This window comes from Haloarcula amylolytica (assembly GCF_049705545.1).
GTDB classification, from domain to species: Archaea; Halobacteriota; Halobacteria; order Halobacteriales; family Haloarculaceae; genus Haloarcula; species Haloarcula amylolytica_B.
Window position 1 is genome coordinate 166951 of sequence record NZ_JBNAMU010000002.1, and the last position, 23517, is coordinate 190467.

General features: G+C 60.6%; 23 protein-coding genes. 17 read left to right on the forward strand and 6 right to left on the reverse strand.

Features of this window, described 5'->3' with window-relative positions; translation table 11 throughout:
- Positions 1–17 precede the first annotated feature (17 nt).
- The 13 genes from ACOZ4H_RS17440 to ACOZ4H_RS17500 all read left to right on the forward strand — a co-directional run bounded on the left by ACOZ4H_RS17440 (position 18) and on the right by ACOZ4H_RS17500 (position 11411).
- The gene (locus tag ACOZ4H_RS17440) at positions 18–176 is read left to right on the forward strand and encodes a DUF5828 family protein (protein WP_424330537.1); all 159 of its coding nucleotides are present in this window, start codon (positions 18–20) and stop codon (positions 174–176) included.
- On the forward strand, positions 173–1507 hold the full coding sequence (locus ACOZ4H_RS17445) for an erythromycin esterase family protein (protein WP_424330538.1): 1335 nt from the start codon (positions 173–175) through the stop codon (positions 1505–1507). Before ACOZ4H_RS17440 ends, ACOZ4H_RS17445 begins: the two co-directional genes overlap by 4 nt.
- 410 nt (positions 1508–1917) lie before the next feature.
- The gene (locus ACOZ4H_RS17450; protein ID WP_424330539.1) at positions 1918–2082 is read left to right on the forward strand and encodes a hypothetical protein; all 165 of its coding nucleotides are present in this window, start codon (positions 1918–1920) and stop codon (positions 2080–2082) included.
- Positions 2083–2344: 262 nt separating this feature from the next.
- Positions 2345–2515 (forward strand): DUF7560 family zinc ribbon protein, encoded by a 171-nt coding sequence (locus ACOZ4H_RS17455; RefSeq protein WP_424330540.1) that lies wholly within the window; start codon positions 2345–2347, stop codon positions 2513–2515.
- A 205-nt stretch (positions 2516–2720) separates the two neighbouring features.
- Positions 2721–3182: a pyridoxamine 5'-phosphate oxidase family protein gene (locus ACOZ4H_RS17460; protein ID WP_424330541.1), complete on the forward strand. Its 462-nt coding sequence runs from the start codon at positions 2721–2723 to the stop codon at positions 3180–3182.
- A 94-nt stretch (positions 3183–3276) separates the two neighbouring features.
- A complete protein-coding gene (locus ACOZ4H_RS17465; RefSeq protein ID WP_424330542.1) occupies positions 3277–3912 on the forward strand; it encodes a helix-turn-helix domain-containing protein in 636 nt (211 codons plus the stop codon).
- 156 nt (positions 3913–4068) lie between these two features.
- Positions 4069–4434, forward strand: a complete 366-nt coding sequence (locus tag ACOZ4H_RS17470) for a helix-turn-helix domain-containing protein (RefSeq protein ID WP_424330543.1) — start codon at positions 4069–4071, stop codon at positions 4432–4434.
- Between the two features lie 245 nt (positions 4435–4679).
- Complete coding sequence (locus ACOZ4H_RS17475; protein WP_424330544.1) at positions 4680–5534, forward strand: coenzyme F420-0:L-glutamate ligase; 855 nt, start codon at positions 4680–4682, stop codon at positions 5532–5534.
- A gap of 875 nt (positions 5535–6409) precedes the next feature.
- Positions 6410–7600, forward strand: a complete 1191-nt coding sequence (locus ACOZ4H_RS17480) for an AGE family epimerase/isomerase (RefSeq protein WP_424330545.1) — start codon at positions 6410–6412, stop codon at positions 7598–7600.
- Positions 7601–7772: 172 nt separating this feature from the next.
- Positions 7773–8411 carry a hypothetical protein gene (locus ACOZ4H_RS17485; protein WP_424330546.1) on the forward strand — a complete coding sequence of 213 codons (639 nt, stop codon included), beginning with the start codon at positions 7773–7775 and terminating at the stop codon, positions 8409–8411.
- Positions 8412–8490: 79 nt separating this feature from the next.
- On the forward strand, positions 8491–9279 hold the full coding sequence (locus ACOZ4H_RS17490; RefSeq protein WP_424330547.1) for an SDR family NAD(P)-dependent oxidoreductase: 789 nt from the start codon (positions 8491–8493) through the stop codon (positions 9277–9279).
- Between the two features lie 39 nt (positions 9280–9318).
- The gene (locus tag ACOZ4H_RS17495; RefSeq protein WP_424330548.1) at positions 9319–10320 is read left to right on the forward strand and encodes an LLM class flavin-dependent oxidoreductase; all 1002 of its coding nucleotides are present in this window, start codon (positions 9319–9321) and stop codon (positions 10318–10320) included.
- A gap of 65 nt (positions 10321–10385) precedes the next feature.
- Entirely contained in the window at positions 10386–11411 is a 1026-nt protein-coding gene (locus ACOZ4H_RS17500) for an aldo/keto reductase (protein WP_424330549.1), read from the forward strand.
- Positions 11412–11436: 25 nt separating this feature from the next.
- On the opposite strand, the gene ACOZ4H_RS17505 is transcribed toward ACOZ4H_RS17500, so the two are convergent.
- On the reverse strand, positions 11437–11781 hold the full coding sequence (locus tag ACOZ4H_RS17505; RefSeq protein ID WP_424330550.1) for an L-rhamnose mutarotase: 345 nt from the start codon (positions 11779–11781) through the stop codon (positions 11437–11439).
- An 81-nt stretch (positions 11782–11862) separates the two neighbouring features.
- Here ACOZ4H_RS17505 and ACOZ4H_RS17510 point away from each other — a divergent pair, with 81 nt between their 5' ends.
- Positions 11863–12828 (forward strand): mannonate dehydratase, encoded by a 966-nt coding sequence (locus ACOZ4H_RS17510; protein WP_424330551.1) that lies wholly within the window; start codon positions 11863–11865, stop codon positions 12826–12828.
- A gap of 60 nt (positions 12829–12888) precedes the next feature.
- Here the strand turns inward: ACOZ4H_RS17510 and ACOZ4H_RS17515 are convergent, their stop codons facing one another.
- The 3 genes from ACOZ4H_RS17515 to ACOZ4H_RS17525 are packed head-to-tail and all read right to left on the reverse strand — an operon-like array spanning position 12889 to position 15976.
- A complete protein-coding gene (locus ACOZ4H_RS17515; RefSeq protein ID WP_424330552.1) occupies positions 12889–13716 on the reverse strand; it encodes an ATP-binding cassette domain-containing protein in 828 nt (275 codons plus the stop codon).
- On the reverse strand, positions 13713–14720 hold the full coding sequence (locus ACOZ4H_RS17520; protein ID WP_424330553.1) for an ABC transporter permease: 1008 nt from the start codon (positions 14718–14720) through the stop codon (positions 13713–13715). Before ACOZ4H_RS17520 ends, ACOZ4H_RS17515 begins: the two co-directional genes overlap by 4 nt.
- An 8-nt stretch (positions 14721–14728) precedes the next feature.
- Complete coding sequence (locus tag ACOZ4H_RS17525; protein ID WP_424330554.1) at positions 14729–15976, reverse strand: sugar ABC transporter substrate-binding protein; 1248 nt, start codon at positions 15974–15976, stop codon at positions 14729–14731.
- Positions 15977–16232: 256 nt separating this feature from the next.
- On the opposite strand from ACOZ4H_RS17525, the gene ACOZ4H_RS17530 reads away from it, so the two are divergent.
- Positions 16233–16994 carry an IclR family transcriptional regulator gene (locus ACOZ4H_RS17530; RefSeq protein ID WP_424330555.1) on the forward strand — a complete coding sequence of 254 codons (762 nt, stop codon included), beginning with the start codon at positions 16233–16235 and terminating at the stop codon, positions 16992–16994.
- A 474-nt stretch (positions 16995–17468) separates the two neighbouring features.
- On the opposite strand, the gene ACOZ4H_RS17535 is transcribed toward ACOZ4H_RS17530, so the two are convergent.
- Positions 17469–18338, reverse strand: coding sequence for an amidohydrolase family protein (locus ACOZ4H_RS17535; protein ID WP_424330556.1), 870 nt, complete (start codon positions 18336–18338; stop codon positions 17469–17471).
- Positions 18339–18476: 138 nt separating this feature from the next.
- On the opposite strand from ACOZ4H_RS17535, the gene ACOZ4H_RS17540 reads away from it, so the two are divergent.
- Together ACOZ4H_RS17540 and ACOZ4H_RS17545 are read left to right on the forward strand one after the other, a co-directional pair.
- A complete protein-coding gene (locus ACOZ4H_RS17540) occupies positions 18477–19652 on the forward strand; it encodes a mandelate racemase family protein (protein ID WP_424330557.1) in 1176 nt (391 codons plus the stop codon).
- Position 19653: 1 nt separating this feature from the next.
- Positions 19654–20751, forward strand: a complete 1098-nt coding sequence (locus tag ACOZ4H_RS17545) for a Gfo/Idh/MocA family protein (protein WP_424330558.1) — start codon at positions 19654–19656, stop codon at positions 20749–20751.
- Positions 20752–21424: 673 nt separating this feature from the next.
- Here the strand turns inward: ACOZ4H_RS17545 and fdhF are convergent.
- Positions 21425–23491 carry a formate dehydrogenase subunit alpha gene (gene fdhF / locus ACOZ4H_RS17550; protein WP_424330559.1) on the reverse strand — a complete coding sequence of 689 codons (2067 nt, stop codon included), beginning with the start codon at positions 23489–23491 and terminating at the stop codon, positions 21425–21427.
- Positions 23492–23517 lie beyond the last annotated feature (26 nt).

The following is a 23517-nucleotide window of genomic DNA, read 5'->3' on the forward strand; positions in this document are numbered from 1 at the left end:
CGAGGTGAACATCTGCTATGGCGGAACGCGTCTCCGGCGTTCGTGTCCGCGGATCGTGCGACGACTGGCGGCCGAAAGCACACGACGAACTCGGTGAGGAAGTGAGCGAGCCCACCGTCGCACAGGCTCGCATCGTAGAAGGTGTTGGCGAACAGGCTGGACAGGAGTCCCCATGACACTGCAGGAACGCACGTCCTGGACAGAACCGGATGACGCCGATGCAGCTATCGAGGAAATCCGCTCCACGTCACACGGACTGGATCATCCAGACGACCTCGATCGCCTCGTCGAGCAGTTCGGGGATCGAAAATACGTATTGCTCGGCGAGGCCTCTCACGGAACGTCTGAATACTACCGCTTGCGCTCGCGATTGACGGCCCGACTCCTTCAGGAGAAAGACTTCTCGTTCGTCGCCGTCGAGGGCGACTGGACGGATTGTTACGAGATCAATCGGTACGTCAAGGGACTCTCCGGGTCTCACGAGACGATCCGAGACGCGCTCAAGGCGTTCGAACGGTGGCCGACATGGATGTGGGCGAACTGGGAGGTCCTCGAGTTCCTCGACTGGCTAGAAGTCCACAACCAGACCCGCGCCGAAGCGGAACGGATCGGGTTCTACGGCCTCGACGTCTACAGTCTCTTCGAGTCCATGGAAGCGGTCGTGGACTATCTCGAGGACGTCGACCCGGACGCGGCAGCCGAGGCCAGAGCCGCCTATCGATGTTTCGAACCCTACGGTGACGACGCCCAGGAGTACGCGCGAGCGCTCCGTATGGTTCCCGAGACCTGTGAGGAGGAGGTGGTGGAGATGTTGGCTCGGCTCCGCGATCAGGTCACAGCGTACGATGACGGCCGGGACGACTACTTCAATGCCGAACAGAACGCGCTGGTCGCAAAAAACGCCGAACAGTACTACCGCGAGATGGTTCGAGGTGACGTCGACTCCTGGAACATCCGTGACCGGCACATGGTCGAGACACTGGAGCGCCTGCAGGCGCATCACGGGCCGGGAAGCAAGGGTATCATCTGGGCACACAACACCCACGTCGGTGACGCCAGAGCGACCGACATGGAGGCGCAGGGCCGACTTAACGTTGGCCAGCTCGTTCGCCAACGCGAGGGCAGGTCCGACGTGGCATTGGTTGGTATGGGCTCACATCGGGGCAGTGTGATTGCCGCGGACTCGTGGGGCGCTCGGCTGGAAGAGATGACGGTCCCACCTGCACAGAGGGGGAGCTACGAACACGTCTTCGAGCAGGCGGGTGGAGGCGACTGTCTCCTCGTGACCGAGGACCTCCCCGGCGACTCGCCGCTCGCCCGACCGCGGGGCCATCGCGCCATCGGCGTTGTGTACCACCCGTCTCACGAATCCGGGAATTACGTGCCGACGGTCCTCCCTGACCGGTACGACGCGTTCGTCTACCTCGTCGAGACGAACGCGCTCCACCCGCTCGACGTTCACGTGGACCGCGACGCGGTCCCGGACCTGTACCCCTCGGGGTTCTGAGTACAGTTCTCCAGCTGGACGCTCGACGGAGCCACTGTACTGGGCGTTGTCGGGCCGTCTTCGATTCACCCGTCTGATCTCTGGCCCCCTCTCTGACGCCGATACACTGCCGAATATATCGGTCGAGGGGATCGCACGGGATAGTGATGCTTCTGCGGTGGCTCATCGCGGGACGTGCCCTATACGTCGCTTTCCAGAGATCAGCCCCGGCCAGCGAGCACTTGTGAACCCATACCGAACCTCCTCTCAAACGCGAGCCGTCAGACGACCGAGAGGGGAAGGGAGTTCATCGCTGTCAGTAGTCCGCTCTAGAAATAGCATCGAGAGAAAATGATAGGCGACGGTTATTCTCACCGCATAGGAACAATAGTCACGTCTAATGGATCACCGCGAATACAAATAACCGCACCATGAGCGAATCCGACGACATCGATACTGCTGTCCAGCGAGTACGTGAAGCCTTTGCGGAGGCAGTAGACGAGGCCGAGGAACTGAGCGACCAGGCAAGCGAGAGCGTGGAGGACGCGATTGATGACCTCGAACAGCGGATCGAATCCCTTCGTAGCGAGGAGTAGTCGACTCTCCACTGGGTAAGGGATTTTTTTGCGGTTCTCCGACCGAGCGGGTATGAGAACTCTCGGTGGGAGTACCACACAAATACGCGGACGCCGACAGCCGATCGAATTCTACCCACATTGTGCCATATACGCGAGAGGACAGCCTACCAAGTCAGTAGCCAGGAATAACGCTAACTACTGAAACTCCGGAAAGGCCTGGTTCTCATAGTTCGAAAATGGGAAGCATCGTTTATCACGATACAATATATTAAAGATAACAATGAGTAGTGACGAAGGCGAGGAATTCACCTTTGTCTGTCCCGAGTGCGAAGAGCGTTTAGAGATAAACAGGACGATGAAAAACACACTCATCGAAAGAGGATGTGTCATCTGTGGAATTTCGGTAACGGAAGCGGCGTTCACGGAAGACTCGGCCGCTGATTCGTCTTAATCATTTGGATAGTGGACTCTATTGGACAGGACATTTTCTGCGATTTTCATCCGGTACGATAGCTTCCCGTCGGGTCTCAGTTGGTATCGAAAGTGATCGGCAGGGGAGAGCTGTTGGACTGACAGCCCGTTGCTCCTGTCGGGGATGGTGTAAATATCTGGGTAAATACTAAACGCTTCCCCCGTCAGGTCGTATACAACGCATAATGCTACCGGACAAAGAAACGGTACTCTCGGACAGTGAGATCGATTCTTTTCTCAGTCGGCACGAAACAGGGGTGATCTCTCTGGCTCGAGAGGGAAAATCGTACGCCGTCCCAATATCGTACGGATACGATAGCAGACTCCGTCGATTCTATCTGCGCCTGGTTTCGAATCCCGAGAGCAAGAAACGGGAGTTCTTGAAATCGACGCCACATACCCGTCTCGTCGTCTACGAAGAGGACGACCCTGTCTACACGAGTATTGTCGCGACCGGAATCCTGACTGAGATCAGTCGCGACGAGTTGACAACCGAACACATCGAACAATACGGCAAGGCCAAACGTCCGCTCTTCGAGATTTGGGGGGAGTCACTGCCTACTCTCGACGTTCGACTCTATCAACTCGATCCGGACGAACTGAGTGGACGGAGAGTCAAAATGGAACGGGACGGTGATTCCGCTTGAGCGAGGTGTCATGCGCCGAGAACGCGCTGGTGTCGTTTGTCTCGGAGAGGCATCTGTAAACTAAAGTTCCCCCACACGGTATCTCGTATACATTATGCCGCCAGGAATCAAAGCCGAAGTGGAGTTCGATGCCCCGGATATCTGTCCGATCGTCGAACTCTCAGCGGCGGCGGAGACGACGATTGATTCGGTGTCGACGAACGTCTGTCCAGCCGGTTGTACGGAGAGCGTGACCGAGTTTTCGATGGATTCGGATGGTGAGTTCGAAGTAGAACTGACTCCGGTTTTCTCACACGGGTCCTCAGATCGGTACCGGGTTACCCATGATGGCAGTCCGAGCTGTCCGTGCGAATATCTCGGTCAATTCGGGTGTCCCGTCGCCCGGTACGTCGCACAGGATGGCATACTGTCGATCGCGTTTCATGCGACCGATTATGACCAACTACAGGCGATTATTACCGAGCTGCGCGACCAGTTCCCCGAAGTAGATATCAAACGGTTCGTCCAATCTCCGGCAGGGGAGCAAGCCCACGATAGTGTGTTCGTAGATCGGAGTAATCTCACACAGCGACAACTCGAAATATTGGAAACCGCCTACGAGAAGGGATACTTCGATCGTCCACGACAGTCCAACGCGACGGAAATCGCGGCGGACCTCGATATCAATCCATCCACGTTCAGAGAACACCTCACGGCCGCGGAATCGAAAATTCTGGAAGATTTCCTCTAGAGGATGTGTGCCGCTGCTCTCGTTCCGTTTGCTCCGGCGTTGCGGGCTTCTCATGGTCCAAGCCGAAAGAAGCCGAATGTGTTCGCCCCAGTCTTATAAACCCACCCGGGTAGTGTGGCTGCACGTTACTCTTGCTGGCCGCTGTCACAACCGTATATGAGCAAGTCATCGATGGCTTCGGCGACTGTCCGCACATCCGAAAAGTCCGCGAATGACGTGCAGACCATCGTTGCTGAAAGTGCGGTGCAGCAGTTCCTCGATGCGCTCAACGATGCTGGCTGTCGTGCTATTCTCGATTCGACATGTGAAGAAGCATTAACCGCGACTGAGATCTCCGACACCTGTGACCTTCCCCTATCATCGACGTATCGAAAACTCAAGATCCTCACTGAGGCCGGCCTGCTCGAAGAACGGACCCGCATTCGCCAGTCCGGAAAGCACGCCAGCGAATATATCCAGTTGGTCGACGATATCGTCATTTCGCTGAACCCCGGAGGAGAGACGGAGGTGTGGCTGTCATAGCACAAGAGGCCTGAGCAGACCGACATCGGTGGGCGGGGTGGGTAGCTGATAGCAATACCTCGAAATGCGGTGCGTCTGTCTATTTGCTGGTGAGCGAAGGTGGCATAGAAGGACTCTCACACCGGAATGGGAGTTGCTCAATACAGTCGATAGACTGAGCGGAACACATCTCGAAAAATCTCGGGTATTCCCATCGGTATGCAATGGTCCCAGTGTTGAAGTGTACCGTTTTCGACATTCAAATGATGACAGAACTAACGTTCCACGGACTTGATATTGGGCGAGTCGGCCCAAACGACGATCTCGTCGACCGAGTCGTCGAAACGACTACTGAAGAGTATCCCCTGGCAGACGGTGACGTCGTCGTCGTCACCGCGAAGGTCGTCTCGTTCGCCGAGAATCAACTCATCGAAGCCGACGAGGTCGAAGTTACTGACCGCGACCACCGAGTGGCCGACATCACCGGCATCGATCCGCGGGAAGTGGCTGTCATCTACGATGAAAGCGAGGTCATCGGTGCGATCCCGATCGCAGACGTCGGGGAAGACGTGCTGTTGGAACACGCTGTCGACCCGGAGGCGGCACGGGACGCACTTGCTGAGGTCCCAGCGATGCTCGTGACCGAGCGTAACGGTCGACTCTGTACGAACGCGGGTGTCGATTGGTCAAACAGTCCGGAGGGGATGATGACGTTGCTGCCGGAAAATCCCGATGAGAGTGCCCGTCGCCTCCGTGAGGGAATCGAGGCACAAACGGGCGCAGATGTGGCTGTCGTCTTGGCCGACTCGGAAATCGCCGGCCCAGGTTCGATGGATCTGGCGATCGGGTGCTCAGGGATCGAAGCGATCGATAGCAACTTTGGACAAACAGACCTGTATGGAGAGCCGAAGGTAGGCGGCGTTGACCTCGTCGCGGACGAACTCACCGCCGGGTCAGCATTGCTGTTCGGACAGGCAGACGAACGGATCCCCGTCACGGTCGTCCGAGGACTGGAGTATGAGGATGGAGAGGGCGTGCCGAATTCGGGCGGTGTCGTCCGCCGCGGACTTCGCAAGAGCATCCAGTTGACGGCTCGCCTGAAGGCCCGCGAATGGTTCTGACAGCGGCTCTTGTGGTAGCAGTGGGAGCACTAGCCAAAATCGGATCTACTGAAATAAGAGACATAGTCGGCGTTTTCTGGCTCAAAAACAGATTCAATAGGTTATATTTAGGGAGTTGTAGAACCGGCCCCAGAGTCGTGATTTTGGGAGCTCGAAGGATGAACCGCCTGCTCAGCAGGTTGCGAGCGCACCGGGTAACTCGGGGGCTGAGTTGTTTTTGATGTCAACCTTACTCGTCCTGTTCGGCATCAAAACTATAGCTGAGTCACAGCAGTAGACCGGTATTGTAATTCGTGGCTGCACTGCATTGAGTGATCCAGAAGTACCACAGGCTAGAGTACGTGAATCGTTGTATGACTCCCGAACATCGATCTGGAGATTGTGTACGTCCACTGTACTGACTACTTTGAAGCTGAGTCACCATTGAGACGACGGCGAGTGCAACCGACGGGCTGGATCCCGCTGTCGGCCAGATAGAACTTGTGTTTATATCATAAACTATGTCTACATATAGTATGGTTAATTGAACTCCTGCAGCCAAAGCGCTAAGTGTTGGCATAGAATGGTCAAGTATAGTGTATTTGAATGCAAATCAGTGCAGTCTAATACTACTTCGGCCGAATCAAGTAGATGATATGTCACTTACTACTTCTATACTCTCTTTCATTATCTCCTAATCGACAATATGTGTCGACTTCTCATAAGCTAGGCATTCATTCCCATCAATTAGCGGTTCAATACTCCTCAGGGGCTAGACGTCACCCGGCATGACACCGTGGAGACGACTAACGGCTGACACGAGCATGTCTATCGGCAACCAATCCACTATCAGATTTAGCAGAACATTATTGGTATATGGAACAGTGGGGCGGTATATGGGCCATGATTTAAAGTACCAGTCAGTCCAGTGGTTACAAGAGGAGATTAATAATATCCTGAACTTCTACTATCCACAGTGTATCGATGAAGACGCAGGTGGGTACATTGCGCAGTTTGATGAGGAGACGGGCGAGGTATACGACCGCTCCTCAAAACATTTGGTTGCCACGTCGAGATTTATCGTCAATCATTGCGTTGCAGCAACCCTGAACGGACCAGACTGGTGTCGGTCCGCGGCCGAACATGGGCTCCGGTTCCTACAAACGTATCAGCGCGATAGCGCTCGTGGTGGGTATCACTGGCTCCTTGAGGGGAGAAACCCGCGCGACTCAAAACGAATCTGCTATGGCCATGCGTTCGCATTTCTGGCACTTTCCCGTGCTGTTGAGGCCGGTATTTCTGACGTTGCGGACGAGCTTAAGCAACTGTATCAGTTTCTGATCGACCGCTTCTGGGAGCCGGAGTATGGACTCTGTAAGAGCGAGTATGATCCGGAGTGGACGGAGGCCGCCGAGTATCGCGGTCAGAACGCTAATATGCACATGTGTGAGGCGATGATCGCTGCGTACGAGGCAACTGGTGAACAGCGGTATCTGGAGCGGGCGGTGACGATTGCTGAGTCACTCACACTGGAGTTAGCGGAGGAAACGGACGGACTCATCTGGGAACACTACACCAGTGACTGGGAGCACGATTTCGGCTATAATCGGGACAATCCGAGACACACGTTCCGCCCGTGGGGATACCAACCAGGTCACCAGATCGAGTGGGCGAAATTGTTGTCGGTCCTTGCCAGACACACTACTGAGGAGTGGCTCGTTCCCAGAGCAGAGGAACTGTTCGGGGCAGCCGTCTCCTACGGCTGGGATGACGCCGCCGGCGGCTTCTACTATTCTTTTGATTTAAATAAGGAGCCGCTAGTCAAAGACAAGTATTCCTGGGAAGTCGCAGAAGGAATCGGTGCCGCAGCAGTCCTCTACGATCTAACTGGAAAAACAGAGTATCAACGGTGGTATAATGAATTCTGGCAGTACGCCGACGACCATCTCATTAATCAGGAATCGAGAAACTGGTACACCAAAGTAACGGAGACAAACGATCCAGTTCCGACACGGTCGGGAGTCGCTGTGGAGCCTGGATACCATCCCATCGGTGCCTGTCTCGAAGGCATTCGTTCGTATTCCTGATTCGCCTCCCAATATTGGCCTCGTACAGAGCATGTCACGAACACCGCATCGCGGTTCGAACAACTCACGACCGGGATTGTCGTCTCGGTCCAGACCTTATTCAATGCCGTAGCCCGCCCAGACGGGAGCACCCTGGGACAAAAGCAAAGACGTGTGCTACCATGTCATTTGTATGGTCCGGGACCGTATCTGGGTCGCGCTCGCTGTCGTCGCCCTTTCTCTGGGTCTCGGCGGGTGTCAGGCCGTGTTCGGGCCCAGCGAGCCACTGCGGACGCAGACTGTGACGCCGGCACCCGTACCCGCAACTGAGACGCCAGCAAGCGTGAACGCGTCTGAGACACCGACACCACCGCCGAACGGCCGCGCACTCGCCGGGGCGTGGCCGGGCCAGTGGAGCGAGTTCAACCCCGAGCTGTCGGCGGCCGCGTATCGAGACGCACAGCCGACGTGTGACCGGCCGCCAGCGCAGGTGGTTCGCCTCCAGGTCGGTGCTGTCCTCACGGACAACGGGTCCAATCGCGGAATCGAAACGACGTGGCGGTTCCTCGCACCCGATTCCCGACGGAGCTACGGCTCTGTCGAGACGTACGTCGAGACGTTCCGAACCCGGTATCGGCCGCTCCTCGAGGCGGAGTCGGTGACCCGCAGGCCGTTACAGCGAAACGGCAGCGTCGCAGTCCAACCGCTCCGAGCCCACAGCAACGGGTCGACGACAACATACCGTTGGCGTGTCGAACGGCAGCCAACATCGTCTGAGGAAGGGTGCTGGCTAACGACGGGGATACTCGACGAGTCGGCCGGAGATGGGTGAATATCAATGAGGTCCTGCAGAGATGGCTCCGGAGACACACCTCGGATACCGTTAAGTCACTGGCTGTGAATCTCTAGCTATGCCTGGAGAGCGACACGTGGACCGGACAGTCGTCGTCACCGGCGCGGCGAGCGGCATCGGGCGTGGCATCGCACGGCGGTTCGGTACGGAGGGTGCAAACGTCGTCGTCGCGGACGTCCAGCGGGAGCCGAAACAGGGAGCCCGGTACGACAGCGACGTGACTACCCCGACAGATGTCGCCATCACCGAGGAGACGCTCGGCGAAGCCACGTACGTCGAGACCGACGTCGGCAACCCCGACAGCGTCGCCGCGATGGTCGAAGCGACAGTCGAGACGTACGGCGGTATCGACGTCCTCGTCAACAACGCCGGCATCCAGATCGTCGGGGACTCCCAGTCGACGACCATCGGGGAGTGGCAGCAGTCAATCGACGTCGACCTGAGCGGAGCGTTCTACTGCGCCAAGTTCGCCGTCCCACACCTCGTGGAACGCCAGGGACAGATCATCAACATCGGCTCCGTGCGTGGGTTCGAAGGGGGCGGTGGACCGCCGTACGCGGCGGCGAAAGGCGGCGTCGTCAATATGACCCGTGACCTCGCGATGGAACTGGGCGAGGACGGCGTCCGGGTCAACTGTATCAATCCCGGGTATATCGAGACGCCGCTGCAGGACATCAACACCGACGAGGACGTCGCCAAGGCGGAGGAGCACACGCTCTTGCCCCGCTTCGGGCAACCCGAGGACGTTGGCGACGCCGCTGTGTTCCTCGCCAGCGACGAGGCGTCGTTCATCACCGGCGCGAACCTCGCGGTCGACGGCGGCTGGCTCGCACACAGCGGGCTGTGAACCCCAAACAGTTATTCTCGTTCCGGTGCCAGTTGATCTATGCAGTTCGACTGGATGGTCCAGTGCTACGCGGGCGCTGGCGTTCACCGTGATACACCGATGCTCGACAGCCTCGACCGCGAGACCGTTCTCCGGGGCGTAGACACGGCCGTCGACACCGGGCTCGAGGGGTTGTGGGCGCCCGATCACTTCATGCTCGGTCCGAAAGCCGAGGAGTTCGAGGTCTGGACGCTGCTGAGCGCACTCGCCGAGCGAACGGATGACGTCGATCTCGGGCCGCTGGTCGGATCGATAACGTACCGGAACCCCGCCTTACTGGCGAAGATGGCGACGACGGTCGATATCCTTTCGTCGGGACGGCTCCGACTCGGGCTCGGGGCCGGCTGGCACGAGGAGGAACACCGTGCCTACGGCTTCGACTTCCCCGAGGTCAACACCCGGATCGAGATGCTCGAAGAGGGGATTCAGGTCGTCAAGTCGATGTTCACCGAGGAAGATCCGACCTTCGCGGGGGACCACTACACAATCGACGGTGCGCTGAACGAGCCGAAGCCGGTCAGCCAGCCCCATCCACCGATCGTCGTGGGCGGAGCGGGGCCGAAGATGCTCCGCCTCGCCGCCCGACACGCCGACGAGTGGAACGTCGAGATCAGCGGCCGGGCTCGCGGGCGCCCCATCGAGTTCAAGGCTCGGAAGTTCGACGAGTATCTCGAAAACGAGGGCCGAGACCCGGAGGACGTCGAGCGGTCGTGGCTCGCACACGTCCTCGTCCGAGAGGACGAGGCGGCGGTCGAGTCGGCCGTCGAGGACATCTTCCCGCTCCCGTGGGGTGAGGAATCGGATATGGACGACGAACTCAGCAACGCCGCCGAAGCTCGCGAGAAGGGCGACATGCTCATCGGGACGCCCGCACAGGTAGCCGAACAGATCGAGGGGATTCGCGACCTCGGGTTCGAGAAGCTCCAGTTGCTGTTTCTGGACTTCCCCGATCACCGGGGGATGGAACTGTTCGGCGACGAAGTTGGCCCGGAGTTCAGGTAGCAGTCCGGGAAATCCGTTAGCAGGATGGAAAACAGTTTTACAGAGCCGGCCGAATAGCCGGCGTGATGGACTACCGACAGCTCGGCAGCACAGGGACTCGTGTCTCTGAACTCTGCCTCGGCACGTGGCGCTTCGGCAAGGAAACGAACGGCGTGGTCGAGACCGGCCGGGAAGAGGCCCACGAACTGCTCGACGCGGCCTGGGACCGAGGTGTCAACTTCATCGACACCGCCAACGTCTACGGCTCCCCACACGGCACCAGCGAGCAGTACATCGGGGAATGGCTCGAGGACTACGACCGCGAGGACTTCGTCATCGCCTCGAAAGTGTACTTCCCCTTCGACGGCTGGGGCGAGCCCGGCCCCAACGACTCGGGCCTGGGACGCAAGCACATCCGCGCACAGATCGAGGGCACGCTGGATCGGCTCGGGACAGACTACCTGGACCTCTACTACATCCACCGCTGGGACGAGGACAGCGACATCGAGGAGACACTGCGGACGCTGAACGACCTCGTGCGGGAAGGCAAGGTCCACTACCTCGGGGCCTCGACGATGGCCGCCTGGCAGTTGACGAAAGCCCTCTGGAAGAGCGACGTCGAGGGGCTCGAACGGTTCGACGTCACGCAGCCGCTCCACCACGCCGGCTACTACGAGGACGTGCGCGACTACCTCGACGTGTGTGCCGACCAGGACATCGCGGTCTGCCCGTACTCGCCGCTGGCGGGGGGCTTCCTCACAGGGAAGTACGAGCGCGCCGACCCGGACGACCCGGAAGCCGTCGAGGCTCCCGATGGGTCCCGGGGGAGCTTCGACGACTTCTTCGACGAGTACTACCTCTCGGAACGGGGTTGGCACGTGCTCGACGAGATCCGGAGCATCGCCACAGACGTCGACGCGACGCCCGCGCAGGTCGCTCTGCGCTGGCTGATGGACTGGGACGAGTTTACCTGCGTCCCAATCGTCGGCGCCCGCACGGTCGACCAGCTCGACGAGAACGTCGCCGCGACGGAGGTCGATCTCTCGGACGCACAGTGGGACCGCATCATGGACGCACGGTACGACCCCGACGGGAACCTCTGGGGCCACTGATCCGGCAGCGTCGCGACCCCGTCTCTCACGCTGTGTCGGGCTCGAACCGCCAGACTCGCTGCATAAACGGGATACCTGCTTCCGGATCAGCGTCTGCATCGACGCCCGACTGCTTGAACTGGCCGGTGTAGCGCTCCCACTCGGCGACGGCCTCGTCGCCGTCGACAGCGTCGAGGTAGGCGTCCAGATCCGCACATTCCAGAATGCAGACCGCGACGTCGTCCCGGACGTACAGTTCGAACTCCTCGACGCCGCCCCGTTCCATCGCGTCGGTCACGCCCTCTGGAACGTCGTCGTGGGCCGCGACGTACGCCTCGCGCTGGTCGGGGTCGAGTCGCTGGACGTAGACGGCACGCTCGGTGTCTGCCATACCCGTATCCACTCGGGGCGAGCAAATCAGCGTTACGGGGGCGGCGGTGGGTATTAGTGGTCTCCCCGCGACTCGGGTGGTATGGTTTCGCCCGCACTCGTGTTGCCACACGAACCGGACGAACGCTGGCACCTCGCACGGCAACTGGGCGTCGAAGACGCCGTCATCCACCCGCTGGAGATCGGCGACGGTCGCACACAGTGGACCTACGACGACCTCCAGGGGCTCTCGAACTGGCTGTCCGAGGTCGGACTGAACTTCTCCGTCCTGGAGGGGTCAGTTCCGATCTCGGACCGCATCCGTCTCGGTCGTGCGGGCCGGGACGAGGACATCGAGATGTTCAAGCAGTTCCTCCGGAACTGCGGGGAAGTCGGGGTTCCGGTAGTCTGCTACGACTGGATGGCGGGCGTCCGCTGGGCTCGGACCGGGGCCCACGTCGAGGCTCGCGGTGGCTCGTACGTCACTGAGTTCGATGTCACCAAGACTCGTGGCGGACCCGAGACGCTCCCGGACGCGACCCACGAGGACCTCTGGGAGGGGCTGGAGCACTTCCTGCAGGAGGTCGTCCCCGTCGCGGAGGAGGCGGGTGTGAAACTCGGCCTTCACCCCGACGACCCGCCCCGGTCCTCGTTGCGGGACATCCCCCGCATCGCCACGAGCGTCGAGAACTACGACCGCGTACTGGACGCCTACGATAGCGAGTACAACGGCATCACGTTCTGTCAGGGCAACTTCGCCGCGATGGGTGCGGACATTCCCGAGACGATCGAACGCTTCGGCGACCGCATCAACTTCGTTCACTTTCGCGACGTCGAAGGTGACGCCGACCGGTTCGTCGAGACGTGGCACGACGACGGCCCCACAGACATGCTCGCCGCGATGCGGGCCTACGAGCGCCACGTCGACGACGACGTTGTGATGCGACCCGACCACGTCCCGACGATGGCCGGCGAGGACAACTCTAACCCCGGCTATCACACGAACGGGCGACTGTTCTCCATCGGCTACATGCGCGGGCTGCGGGAACAGGCCCGGTCCGATGGCTGAACGCGGTCACGGGTCGCTCCGCTCACCGGAGCCGAGGGGCGGACCGAAGGATCGGTCCCGCTAGTCGTCGAGGCGACCGCTCGACAGCGTCCCGGTCGTCATCAGTTCGTTCAGCTCCTCTATGTCCGTTTCAGCGGGCTGTTTGATGTCGACGAGTGCCCCCTGGAACAGGACGCCGATTCGGTCGGCGTGTTGCAGCACCGACTCGATGTTGTGACTGACGATGACGATGGTGATGCCCTGGTCGGCCAATGTATCGATAGTGTTCTGGACGAGCCGGGTCGCGTCGACTGACAGTGCGCTCGTGGGTTCATCTAGGATGATGACGTCCGGATCGAACGCGAGTGCCCGGCCGATGGCAACGAGCTGTCGTTGGCCGCCAGAGAGGAACTCGACCTCTGTCTTGATGTCAAGGTCCCGCCCGAGCTGGTCCATCATTATCTGTTCGGCCCGCTCGTAGGTCTCGCCCCAGTCGATGACCCGGAACGGGCCGAACCCGGTCTGCGGGAACTGGCCCATGAAGATGTTAGTCGCGATGTCGAGGTCGTCCATCAGCGCGAGGTCCTGATAGACCGTCTCGATGCCGTTGTTGCGTGCCTCAGATGGGTTATCGAAGCTTACCGGCTGGCCGTCCTTGTATATCTGCCCCTTCGTGGGTTTGTGGACGCCGCTGAGCATGTTCATCAGCGTCGACTTGCCGGCACCGTTGTCCCCGACGAGCGCGAACACCTCCGAGGGATGTATCTCGAGCGAGACGTCTTCGACGGCGACGATACGACCGAACTGCTTGGTGATGTTCTCCGTGCGGAGCTTCGGCGTCCCTGCCGTATCATCAGCAGTACTCTCGGTGTGGCGGTGTTCCGTCGCGCTCTCGTCTTCGACGCTCATACCGCACCACTCGCCAGGATGCGACCGCGGATCTTGCTCTGGGTGCTGTACAGCAGGATCGCTACTAGCAGGACAATACCGTTTATCATCTGAATCTGCGTCGCGTCGATGACCGGACTGTTGTTCAGCGCCGACTGGACGACCTGGATGAGAATGACGCCGCCGAGCGCGCCGGTGATCTTCCCGCGACCGCCGAAGAGACTGATGCCGCCGATGACCGCGCCGGCGAACGCCTGGAACACGAGTCCCTCGCCGATCAGCGGCGGGACGACGCCCACGAATCCAGTCAGCATCAGCCCGGCAATCGCCGATAGCACGCCGCTGATAGTGTAGATGAGGATGATGAGCCGCTCGGTATCGATGCCGACTTCGCGGGCGGAGTGTTCTGAACTCCCGAGCGCGTAGACGGCCTGTCCGAAGGAAGTGTACCGCAACACGAGGCCGGCGATCAGGAACGCCACCAGCATCAGCCCGATGGCGAACTCGGGCGTCCCGCCGACCCGCGTGTACATGAGCGGGAGGCCCGTGACCGGCTGGGTCTGCATCGCCGTCTTCGCGCCCTCGAAGATAATGAGAAACGCAAGCGTCTGCAGGAACGGGTTCAGCCCGACCTTCGCGATCATCACACCGTTGGCGAGGCCGATGACCGACCCGACGAGCAGGATGATTGCGAAGCCGATCCACGGGCTGGTTGTCAGCCCCCAGCAACTCGGGCAGGTCCCGAGGATCATTCCGGTGAACATCGCCGAGAAGCCGGCGATGGAGCCGATAGAGAGGTCGAAGTGCCCCGACAGGAGACAGAGGCTCTCCGCCAGGACGAGCAGCCCGATGGGGACGGCCCCCCACAGGATCAACCGGGCCGACCTGAACGTCTGGGGCACGAATACCAGCACCCCGAGCAGAACAATAGCCAGTATCGGCCAGATCATGTTATCTAACAGCGTCAGCATCACGTCGTCCCGGTCCCCGAAGGTCCGGCCGATGAATCCTTGATCCGTTGCCATCGGTAGCGTTAGCCCCAGACGTTACCCCAGAGGAACGGCTGGTCGTAGTTCTCCTGCGTGATGACGACGCTGTTGGTCCGGAACCACGGGTGGCCGTTCTGCTCGCGCATGATTCCTGGCTCCCAGATGGGCTCCGTCCACAGCTCGACGCCCTTGTGCTGGCCGGGCTCGATGCTCAGTTGGTCCGACGTGACCTCCGACCCGACCTCGGGAATGACGCTGTCGTCCATCCCGCTTTCGACGTACTCCCGCATGTAGTACATCGCGATGGGGTTGTAGAAGTAGTTCGGCTGGTCGACTGCCGCGTCAATCGTTCCATCGCCGACTAGCGGGTTCACCTCGGGACTCCCGTCCATCTGGGTCAGACAGATGTGTCCCTCCTCTCCTCGTGAGGCCAGCATATCGAGGTTGCGCAGCGCCCCGACGACGCCCAGTCCCATCGAGAGGTTCCCGGAGTAGATGCCATCGACGCGACCGTTGGCCTGAATCCACTCCTGGGTCGTGGACTGCGCCACGTCCCGGGCGTACTCGCCGTTGAGCGTCTGGACGACCTCGACACGGTCCTGCTCGGCCATCACGTCGAGGAACCCCTGCGAGCGCTGGTTGGCCGACTGGTTCCCCTGGACGCCGCGGACGTTCAGCACGCGCCACGTATCTTTGTCCGGGTATTGCTGTTCGAGGGCGTTGAGCATCTGCTCGGCCGAGCTCGCGCCGCCGTCGTAGTTACTGAACCCGACGTACAGCGGGATCTCCGAGCTGGAAGTGTCGGCGTTCGTCGCGAACACCGGTGTGCCGCCCTGGATGGCCTGGTTGATCGCCCCCTCTGCGGCGCCGGTCTGCCAGACGCCGACGAGGATGGCGTCGTGGTCGCCGTTGGCGAACTCACGGATGTCCGAGACCTGCTTCTGTGCGCTCTGTTGGTTCGGGCGGACGTCGAGTTCGATACCCTGGTCTTCTGCGTAGAACTCGGCCGCTTCGATGTAGGCTGTGATCCAGGAACCGCCACGGACGTACGCGGTCATCCCGATTTTATCGAGGGAGTTCCCGCCACCGTCACCGCTGCCATCCCCAGTGGAACCGCCGTCACCACCACTACCGTCCCCGGCAGTCTCGCCGTCGCCACTGCCTCCGTCGCCGCCTCCACTATCACCGCCGTCACCTCCGCCTCCGCCGTCTCCGCCACACCCCGCAAGTGAGACGGTTGTAATTGCTGCTCCAGTCGCTTTCAGGAACTTTCGCCTGTCACTACCTCGCATACCATACAGATTTAACCCGTTAGTACATAAAGATTATCGACAATAGAACATGTAGAACTGGACGGGAAACGGGCATTGCGTCGTCTGCGTGGCAGTCGATGTGACGGTGACCCAAGCCGGTGCTGTGACAGGGCTGACTGAATCCGCTGTGTTCCGACAGTCCTACGACGACATCCCCAGGCTATCGTAGCGCCAGTCCGGACGGCTGTTCCGCCCTGGTGAACAGAGCTATGTGGGTAGGGGGCTTGTTACGATCATGGCGCCAGAAGAGAACACCATCACCGCGACCAGAACGTCGCTACGGATCGTCGAGGCCCTGAAACGGTTGGACGGGGCGGGGACGACGGCGGTGGCCAACGACCTCGGCATCGCGAAGAGCACTGTCCACAACCACTTACAAACGCTGGAAGACGAGGGGTATATCACGAACGAAGGCAGCGCCTACCACGTCGGACTACGGTTCCTGGAACTGGGGGAGTACAAGCGAAACCGGATGGACATCTACGAGAAGGCCCGGCCGGAGGTCGCGTCGCTGGCCGAAAAGACGGGTGAGATGGCCAACGCAGCTGTCGAAGAACACGGTGAGGGGGTCTACATCACCCGCGCCGAGGGATCGGAGGCCGTCTCGGTCGACACGTACGCGGGCAAGCGGGTGAACCTTCACTGCACCGCGCTCGGGAAGACGATCCTCGCGATGCTTCCCGAAGGACGTGTCGACGAGATTATCGACACGCACGGTCTCCCCGCTCGAACGGAGAACACCATCACGGATCGGGCAGAGCTGAAAGCGGAACTCGCCGACATCCGGGAGCGAGGGCACGCGTACGACCGCGAGGAGCGTCTCCCGGGCCTACGCTGCGTGGCCGCCCCGGTCACCTCGGAAGACGGAGACCCCGTGGCGGCGCTCAGCGTCTCCGGGCCGACGAGCCGCATCAAAGGCGATCTTTTCCACGAGGAGATCCCCGAAATGCTCCAGTCGGCCGTCAACGTCGTTGAAATCAATCTGGTATACTCGTGAGCCCCCGGACCAGCGTTCGCTACACGCGCAGTAACGTTCCGCTCTACTGAACACACATGGTAACACATCTCACTGGCGTGATATCCGATCCGTATAACAAAAGTACGCCTGTTACGATTTTGCAGTCTTGCGTTCTCTCTTGACGTCGGTCAGTTCAGCTGTGCGGAACAGATATCCACCCGATACGTTCATCCTCACGTACTCATTCGCGTAATATCCACACAGACCTGTTCAAAAAGGCGTCTCAGAGCGGTGAGACCAGCGTCGGGACCTTCGTTTGCTTGAGTTCGACGTACGGTCAACTAGACCGATCAGACGGGCAAAATCCGTGACGCCTATGAGGTTACGCTGATGTTCGCCTACCGGATGCACACGAGCGGACTGCCCGTCAGGAGCGATGTCCCATCTGGGACCGAATAGGCGAACTCCACTGTCTCGGCCCTACCGTCCCGATGTGCTCGGTAGTGGCCACGATTACACCTCGTGAATCCGCTCGAACGTCCGATGGGCCAGATACGAGTAATCGCGCGCTGAGAGGAACGGCACTGCCTCGACCCACGAGAGGCAGTCCTCGTATCCCGCCCAATCGTCCATCCACGGGTGGTCGGACCCGAGCAGCAGACGGTCGGTGCCGAACCAGTCCGCGAGGTTACGGACGTACCCCCACAGGTCCTCGTAGGGCCACCCGTTCTCGCTGGAGCGGGGAAGTGAGCTGACCTTGACCGCAACGTTGTCGCGGTCGGCCAGCCCCTCGAAATCCGTCCAGGGAGCCGCGTCAGGGGCCGTCGTTTCGTCCGGGTAGGCCATGTGATCGACGACCAGCTGTACGTCCGGGTAGCGCTCGGCGAGTGTCGTGATCATCGAGAGCTGTTGGGCTTTCGGGAAGACAAACACGGCTGTATCCTGTTCGGCGGCCTCGGCCCAGACCGGTGCCAGTTCGTCGTCGAGGATCCAGTCGGCGGTCCGATTCAGTTCCGTCGAGTGTTCCTCGTATTCGAGACAGGCGTGCATTCGGACGCCGAGCATCCGGTCGTGGCCGACGACCCGGCGGAGTGCTGCCCGTACTTCGTCGGGGTCGCCGTAGAAGTCCATCAGGCCGACCCCCCACAGGCGCTCCGGGTACGCTTCGATTGACCGCATCGTGTACTCGTTTGCCCGGACGCCGCGGCCGTACATCGGCGTCGTCACCATCACCGCTTCCTCGACGCCAGCGGCGTCCATGTCCTCAACGAGGTCGTGGGCGGTGTAGGCCCCCTCCCAGCCCGGTGGGAGGACTGTTTCGGGCCAGGGCAGTTCCGCGGTGTTCGGTCCCCAGGTGTGGGTGTGGGTATCGACGAAGCGCATCGTCACTCCAGAGTGCCGAGTCCGCCGCGGACATCGTCTTGTATGTGTCTGACCATCCCGCGCCGGACTACTCACCGCGGTGAAATGAAACCTCGGGTAAGCCCCACGTTTATCTCCCGTGGCGTTCCATACTCCCGTATGGCGCCAGAGATAACCAGCATCGAGTCCGTCGAGTTCGCTTACCCGATCGAGGACGTCGGGACGGACCAACACGGCTTCAACCTGGTGTACGAACCGGGCTCGGTAACAGAGCGGAAACTGTTCGGCATCACGATCCACACTGACGAGGGAATCACTGGAGAGTACGTCGGCGGCAACTCACCGGGCGCCGCCCAGATCAACACCTTCGCCGACTACCTCGTCGGGAAGAACCCGCTCAAGCGGGAGCGCCACTGGAGCGAGGTGAAACGGGCGCTGCGGAAGTACGACCGGATGGGTATCGGCCCCATCGACATCGCGCTGTGGGATTACGCCGGTAAGAAGTACGACGCCCCCATTCACGAACTGCTCGGCACCTACCGGACGCGGTTCCCAGCCTACGCCTCCACGTATCACGGGGACGAAAACGGCGGGCTCGACACGCCTGAGGCCTTCGCTGACTTCGCCGAAGAATGCCGCTCGATGGGGTACGGAGGCTTCAAGATCCACGGCTGGGGCGGCAGCGAAGGGTCCCGCGACCTCGGCCGGGAACTCGAAGCCATCCATGCCGTCGGCCAGCGGGTCGGCGACGAGATGGACCTGATGCACGACCCGGCCTGCGAACTGGAGACCTACGCCGACGCGCTGAAACTCGGCCGCGCACTCGACGAGCAGGGCTTTTTCTGGTACGAGGACCCGTACCGGGACGGCGGCATCTCACAGCACGCACACCGCAAACTCCGCCAGGCCCTCGACACCCCTATCCTCCAGACCGAGCACGTCCGGGGGCTGGAGCCGGCAACGGACTTTGCGGCCAACGAGTCGACCGACTTCCTGCGTGCGGACCCGGAGTACGACGGTGGGATCACCGGTGCGATGAAACGGGCGAAGATGGCGGAAGGGTTCGGACTGGACGTGGAGTTCCACGCACCGGGGCCGGCACAGCGCCACTGCATCGCGGCGGCCCGCAACACGAACTACTACGAACTCGCGCTGGTCCACCCCGACTGCCCGAACACCCAGCCACCGGTGTACGAGGGCGGCTACTCGGACATGCTCGACACCGTCGACGACGATGGAACGGTCGGAGTGCCTGACGGGCCGGGCCTTGGCGTCGAGTACGACTGGGAGTACATCGAGGATAACGCCACCGGAAGCGTCCACACGTACGACTGATATGACGTACAGAGCCGGCATCATCGGGACTGGCGGCATCGCTGGGATGGGTATCCTCGGGATGCACGACGAGGAGGACATCGGGCAGAAGAAGGTTAGGGCAAGCCACGCCGGGGGGTACAGCGCGACCGAGGGCGTCGAACTGGTGGCCGTCGCCGATGTCGACGAGACGAAACTCGAACGGTTCGGGGAGGCCTGGGAGATACCACCCGACCGGCGGTACGTCGGCCACGAATCGATGCTCGCGACAGAGGAACTCGATATCGTCTCCGTCTGTACGCCTTCGTACCTCCATGCTGACCACGTCGTTGACGCCGCCGAATCGGCGGCGGACCCTGGGCTGATCTGGTGTGAGAAACCCATCGCCTCGTCTGTCAGCGACGCCGAGGAGATGGTCGTCATCTGCGACGAGACGGATACAGAACTACTGGTCAACCACTCTTTTCGGTTCACGACGAAACTCCAGCGGCTCAGGAGCCGCATCCAGAATGACGGCCTCCTCGGTGACGTTCACGCCGTCGCCACGCAGTTCAGGATGGAGCTATTACGCAACTCCACCCACCTGCTGGACACGCTGGTGTACTTGTTGGACGCCCGTGCAGAGCGGGTTTCGGGGTACGTGACCGGGGAGAACGAGGCCGTCGACTCGCTCGAAGCGAAGGAGCGCGTCGACGACGCCGGTGGTGGCGGGTTCGTGGTGATGGACGACGGGAGTTTCGTTACTATTGACTGCACCATTCCCCGAGAAGCCTCCTCGATGACGCTCCAGTTCATCGGCAGCGAGGGGAAACTATACCTCAACAACGACGATGGGGAATGGCGGTACTGGCGGCTCGATGACGGTACCCACGTCGAGGACGACCTGCCGGGAATCGAGGGTGCCTGGACGTGGGACGAGGATTACCGCGACGCCTTCGCCAACGCCGCCGCCGACGCGGTGGCTGTCCTGGACAACACCATCGAGAACCCCTCGACGGGTGCGGAGGCGACTCGCTCGCTGGAGATTATCGTCGGCTTCTACGTCTCCCACTACACCGGCGGCCAGGTGTCGGTCCCGCTGGCCCGTCCGCTCCGAGACGTGACCATCACGTCGTGGTGAACTGCATCGGACGGCCGCGGCATCAGGTAGTTACCACGTTGTTGTCGAGGGGACAGACACTGAACAGCCGATTCACATCGAAAATGGCTCGGCAAAATTGAGTTTTGATTTTAGCAGCCAGATAGTACTTGCAGCCATACTAATTCCAATAAGGCCAAGATAATCTGAAATCAATCTTTATAAATATACAATTTGGATCAATACCATCCTATTATGCGCATCTATTTGCTTATATCACAGATATAGTTCTCAATATGCAGATAAGACCTATTTCTAACTACACTGAATAGGAATATATCACAGTACGCAGGGTAACTGATGACCTACGTGGAATGGCGTTCCCAAATGTGGTTACGTCCTTCGTTATATTCTCATCTCGATGGATTTCTCGAACGCATAGCCGGCCTGCAGCAGAGTCGCGTCAACAAATTGTTCGACGACTAATATTACTCCGACGGGGCAGTGAAAACGTAGTACTCGTCGCTACGGCATCCGTAGGCTGCACCGGTACAGATTCAGCGACGGAGAGACTGGGACAGGTCCGATATATAGTTCTATCACTCTACACTCACTTCTCCGCCCAGTTCCTCGTTTAGCCGGACTCCAGACTGTTTCCAAGACTTGTGCCGTTCTCTCTTTCCAATCGTCTCTGGAAGTTGCCCGGATTCCTTGCCTACTCCTGTGTGGGAGCCGCTGGCTTTCGCACTTGCACTGCCGAATGCTTGTACTCGGGGATTTCGGCGACGGGATCGAGCGCATCGCCGGTCAGGGCGTTTGCGAGCGGGTCCAGATAGTGGAACGTGCAGAACACGACCCCGGGCCGAATGGCCGCCGTTACGGCCGCAGACACCGTCACGCTGCCGCGGTCGTTCTCAACGACGACCGTATCGCCGTCGTCGATACCACGGTCAGCGGCATCGTCCGGGTGGATCTCGAGGACATCTTCTCCGCGCATTCGCATGAGCGTCTCCGACCGGCGAGTGAGTACGCCGCTGTTGAAGTGCTGGATGACGCGTCCCGTCGTGAGCACGAGTTGGTCCTCGGGGACGGCATCGGCCGGCGGCGTCGGCGAGACTGGGACCAGCGGAGCGGTTTGCTCGCCCGAAGCAAACGTCTCCGTATGGAGCACGTCGGTGCCGGAATCGGCGTCCGCCGGGAACGGCCACCGCTGGTAGCTATCCCCGATGCCGTCGTAACTCATGCCGGCGTACAGTGGGTTGATCCGTGTCAGCTCCTCGAACACCGCTTCCGGGCCGTCGTAGTCGAACGCATCCGACTGGCTGACCAGCCGCCGGCCGAGGTCCGTGAGGATATCGAGGTCACGGCGGGCGTTCCCGGGCAGGTCAGCGTTCGGTCGCATCCGCATCACTCGCCGGTCCGTGTTGGTCACGGTCCCCGCCTTCTCCGCCCAACTGCTCCCCGGAAGCACGACATCGGCGTGTTCGACGGTCTCTGTCTCGAAGAGGTCGATGACGACGCAGAAATCGAGCTCGTCGAAGCCGGCCCTGACAGAACTGGCGTTCGGTTCCGTGACGGCTGGGTTCTCGCCGAACACGACCGCAGCCTTGACCGCGTCTCCGAACTGGTGTGTCGCAGTCGTCTCCGTCAGGCCGGGTTCGCTCGGCGGCTCGACGCCCCACACGTCGGCGACACGCTGTCGGGCATCCGGGTCCGTGACTGGCTCGTATCCGGGGAGTACGTTGGGAAGCGCGCCGACGTCACCGGCACCCTGGACGTTGTTCTGGCCACGGAGCGGATTCACGCCGGTGCCCGGCCGACCGACGTTCCCGGTCAGCAACGCGAGGTTCAACAGCGCGTGAACGTTGTCAGTCCCGGACGTGTGCTGGCTCATCCCCATCCCGGTGACAATCGCCGCCCTGTCGGCTTCGGCGTACGCTCTGGCGGCTTCCCGGACGGTTTCCGGGGCAACACCGGCTGCGTCGGCACCCGATTCGAACTCGGCGTCCTCAAGATGTGCTGTCAGATCTGTATAGCCAGTCGTTCGCTCCTCGATGAAGGACTCGTCGACGAGTCCCTCTTCGAGAACGACTTTCGCCATCGAATTGAGGAGTTGGATATCGTACCCGGGACGGACATCGAGGTGGATGTCGGCGGCATCGGTCGTGTCCGTCTCGCGCGGGTCGATATGGATGAGCGTGGCCCCGTTGCGGATCGCCGGCAGGAAGTACGACCGGAAGATGACGGGGTGCTGTTCGGCCGGATTCGCCCCGGTGACGAGCAGGCAGTCGGTTTCGGCGAGGTCATCGAGCGTGTTCGTCATCGCACCGGCGCCCAGGCGCTCGCTCATCGCAGCGACCGTCGACGAATGACAGAGGCGGGCGCAGTTATCGACGTTGTTAGTACCGAGCATCCGCGCGATCTTCTGAAAGACGTAGTTCTCCTCGTTCGTACAGTTCGACGAGGCGAAGAACTCGACGGCATCTGGCCCGTGCTGATCGATGATGCTCGTGAGTTCATCAGCGACACGACTCAGGGCAGTTTCCCAGGGTGCAGTGACGAAGCGACCGTCCTCACGGACGAGCGGTTCCGTCAGTCGATCCTCGTGCGCTACCACGTCGAATGCGGCCGCACCCTTTGGACAGACCTCACCCTTTGTATTCACTGGCCCCGCCGTGCCGGTTGCCTTTCCGTTGCCCGCGTACTCTATCGTACAGCCGACGCCACAGTACGGACAGACCGTCTGCTCGGCCCGGGGGTTTTGATCATGGTTGTCACTCATTTCTATCTTGATTGAAAGGAGTGCAG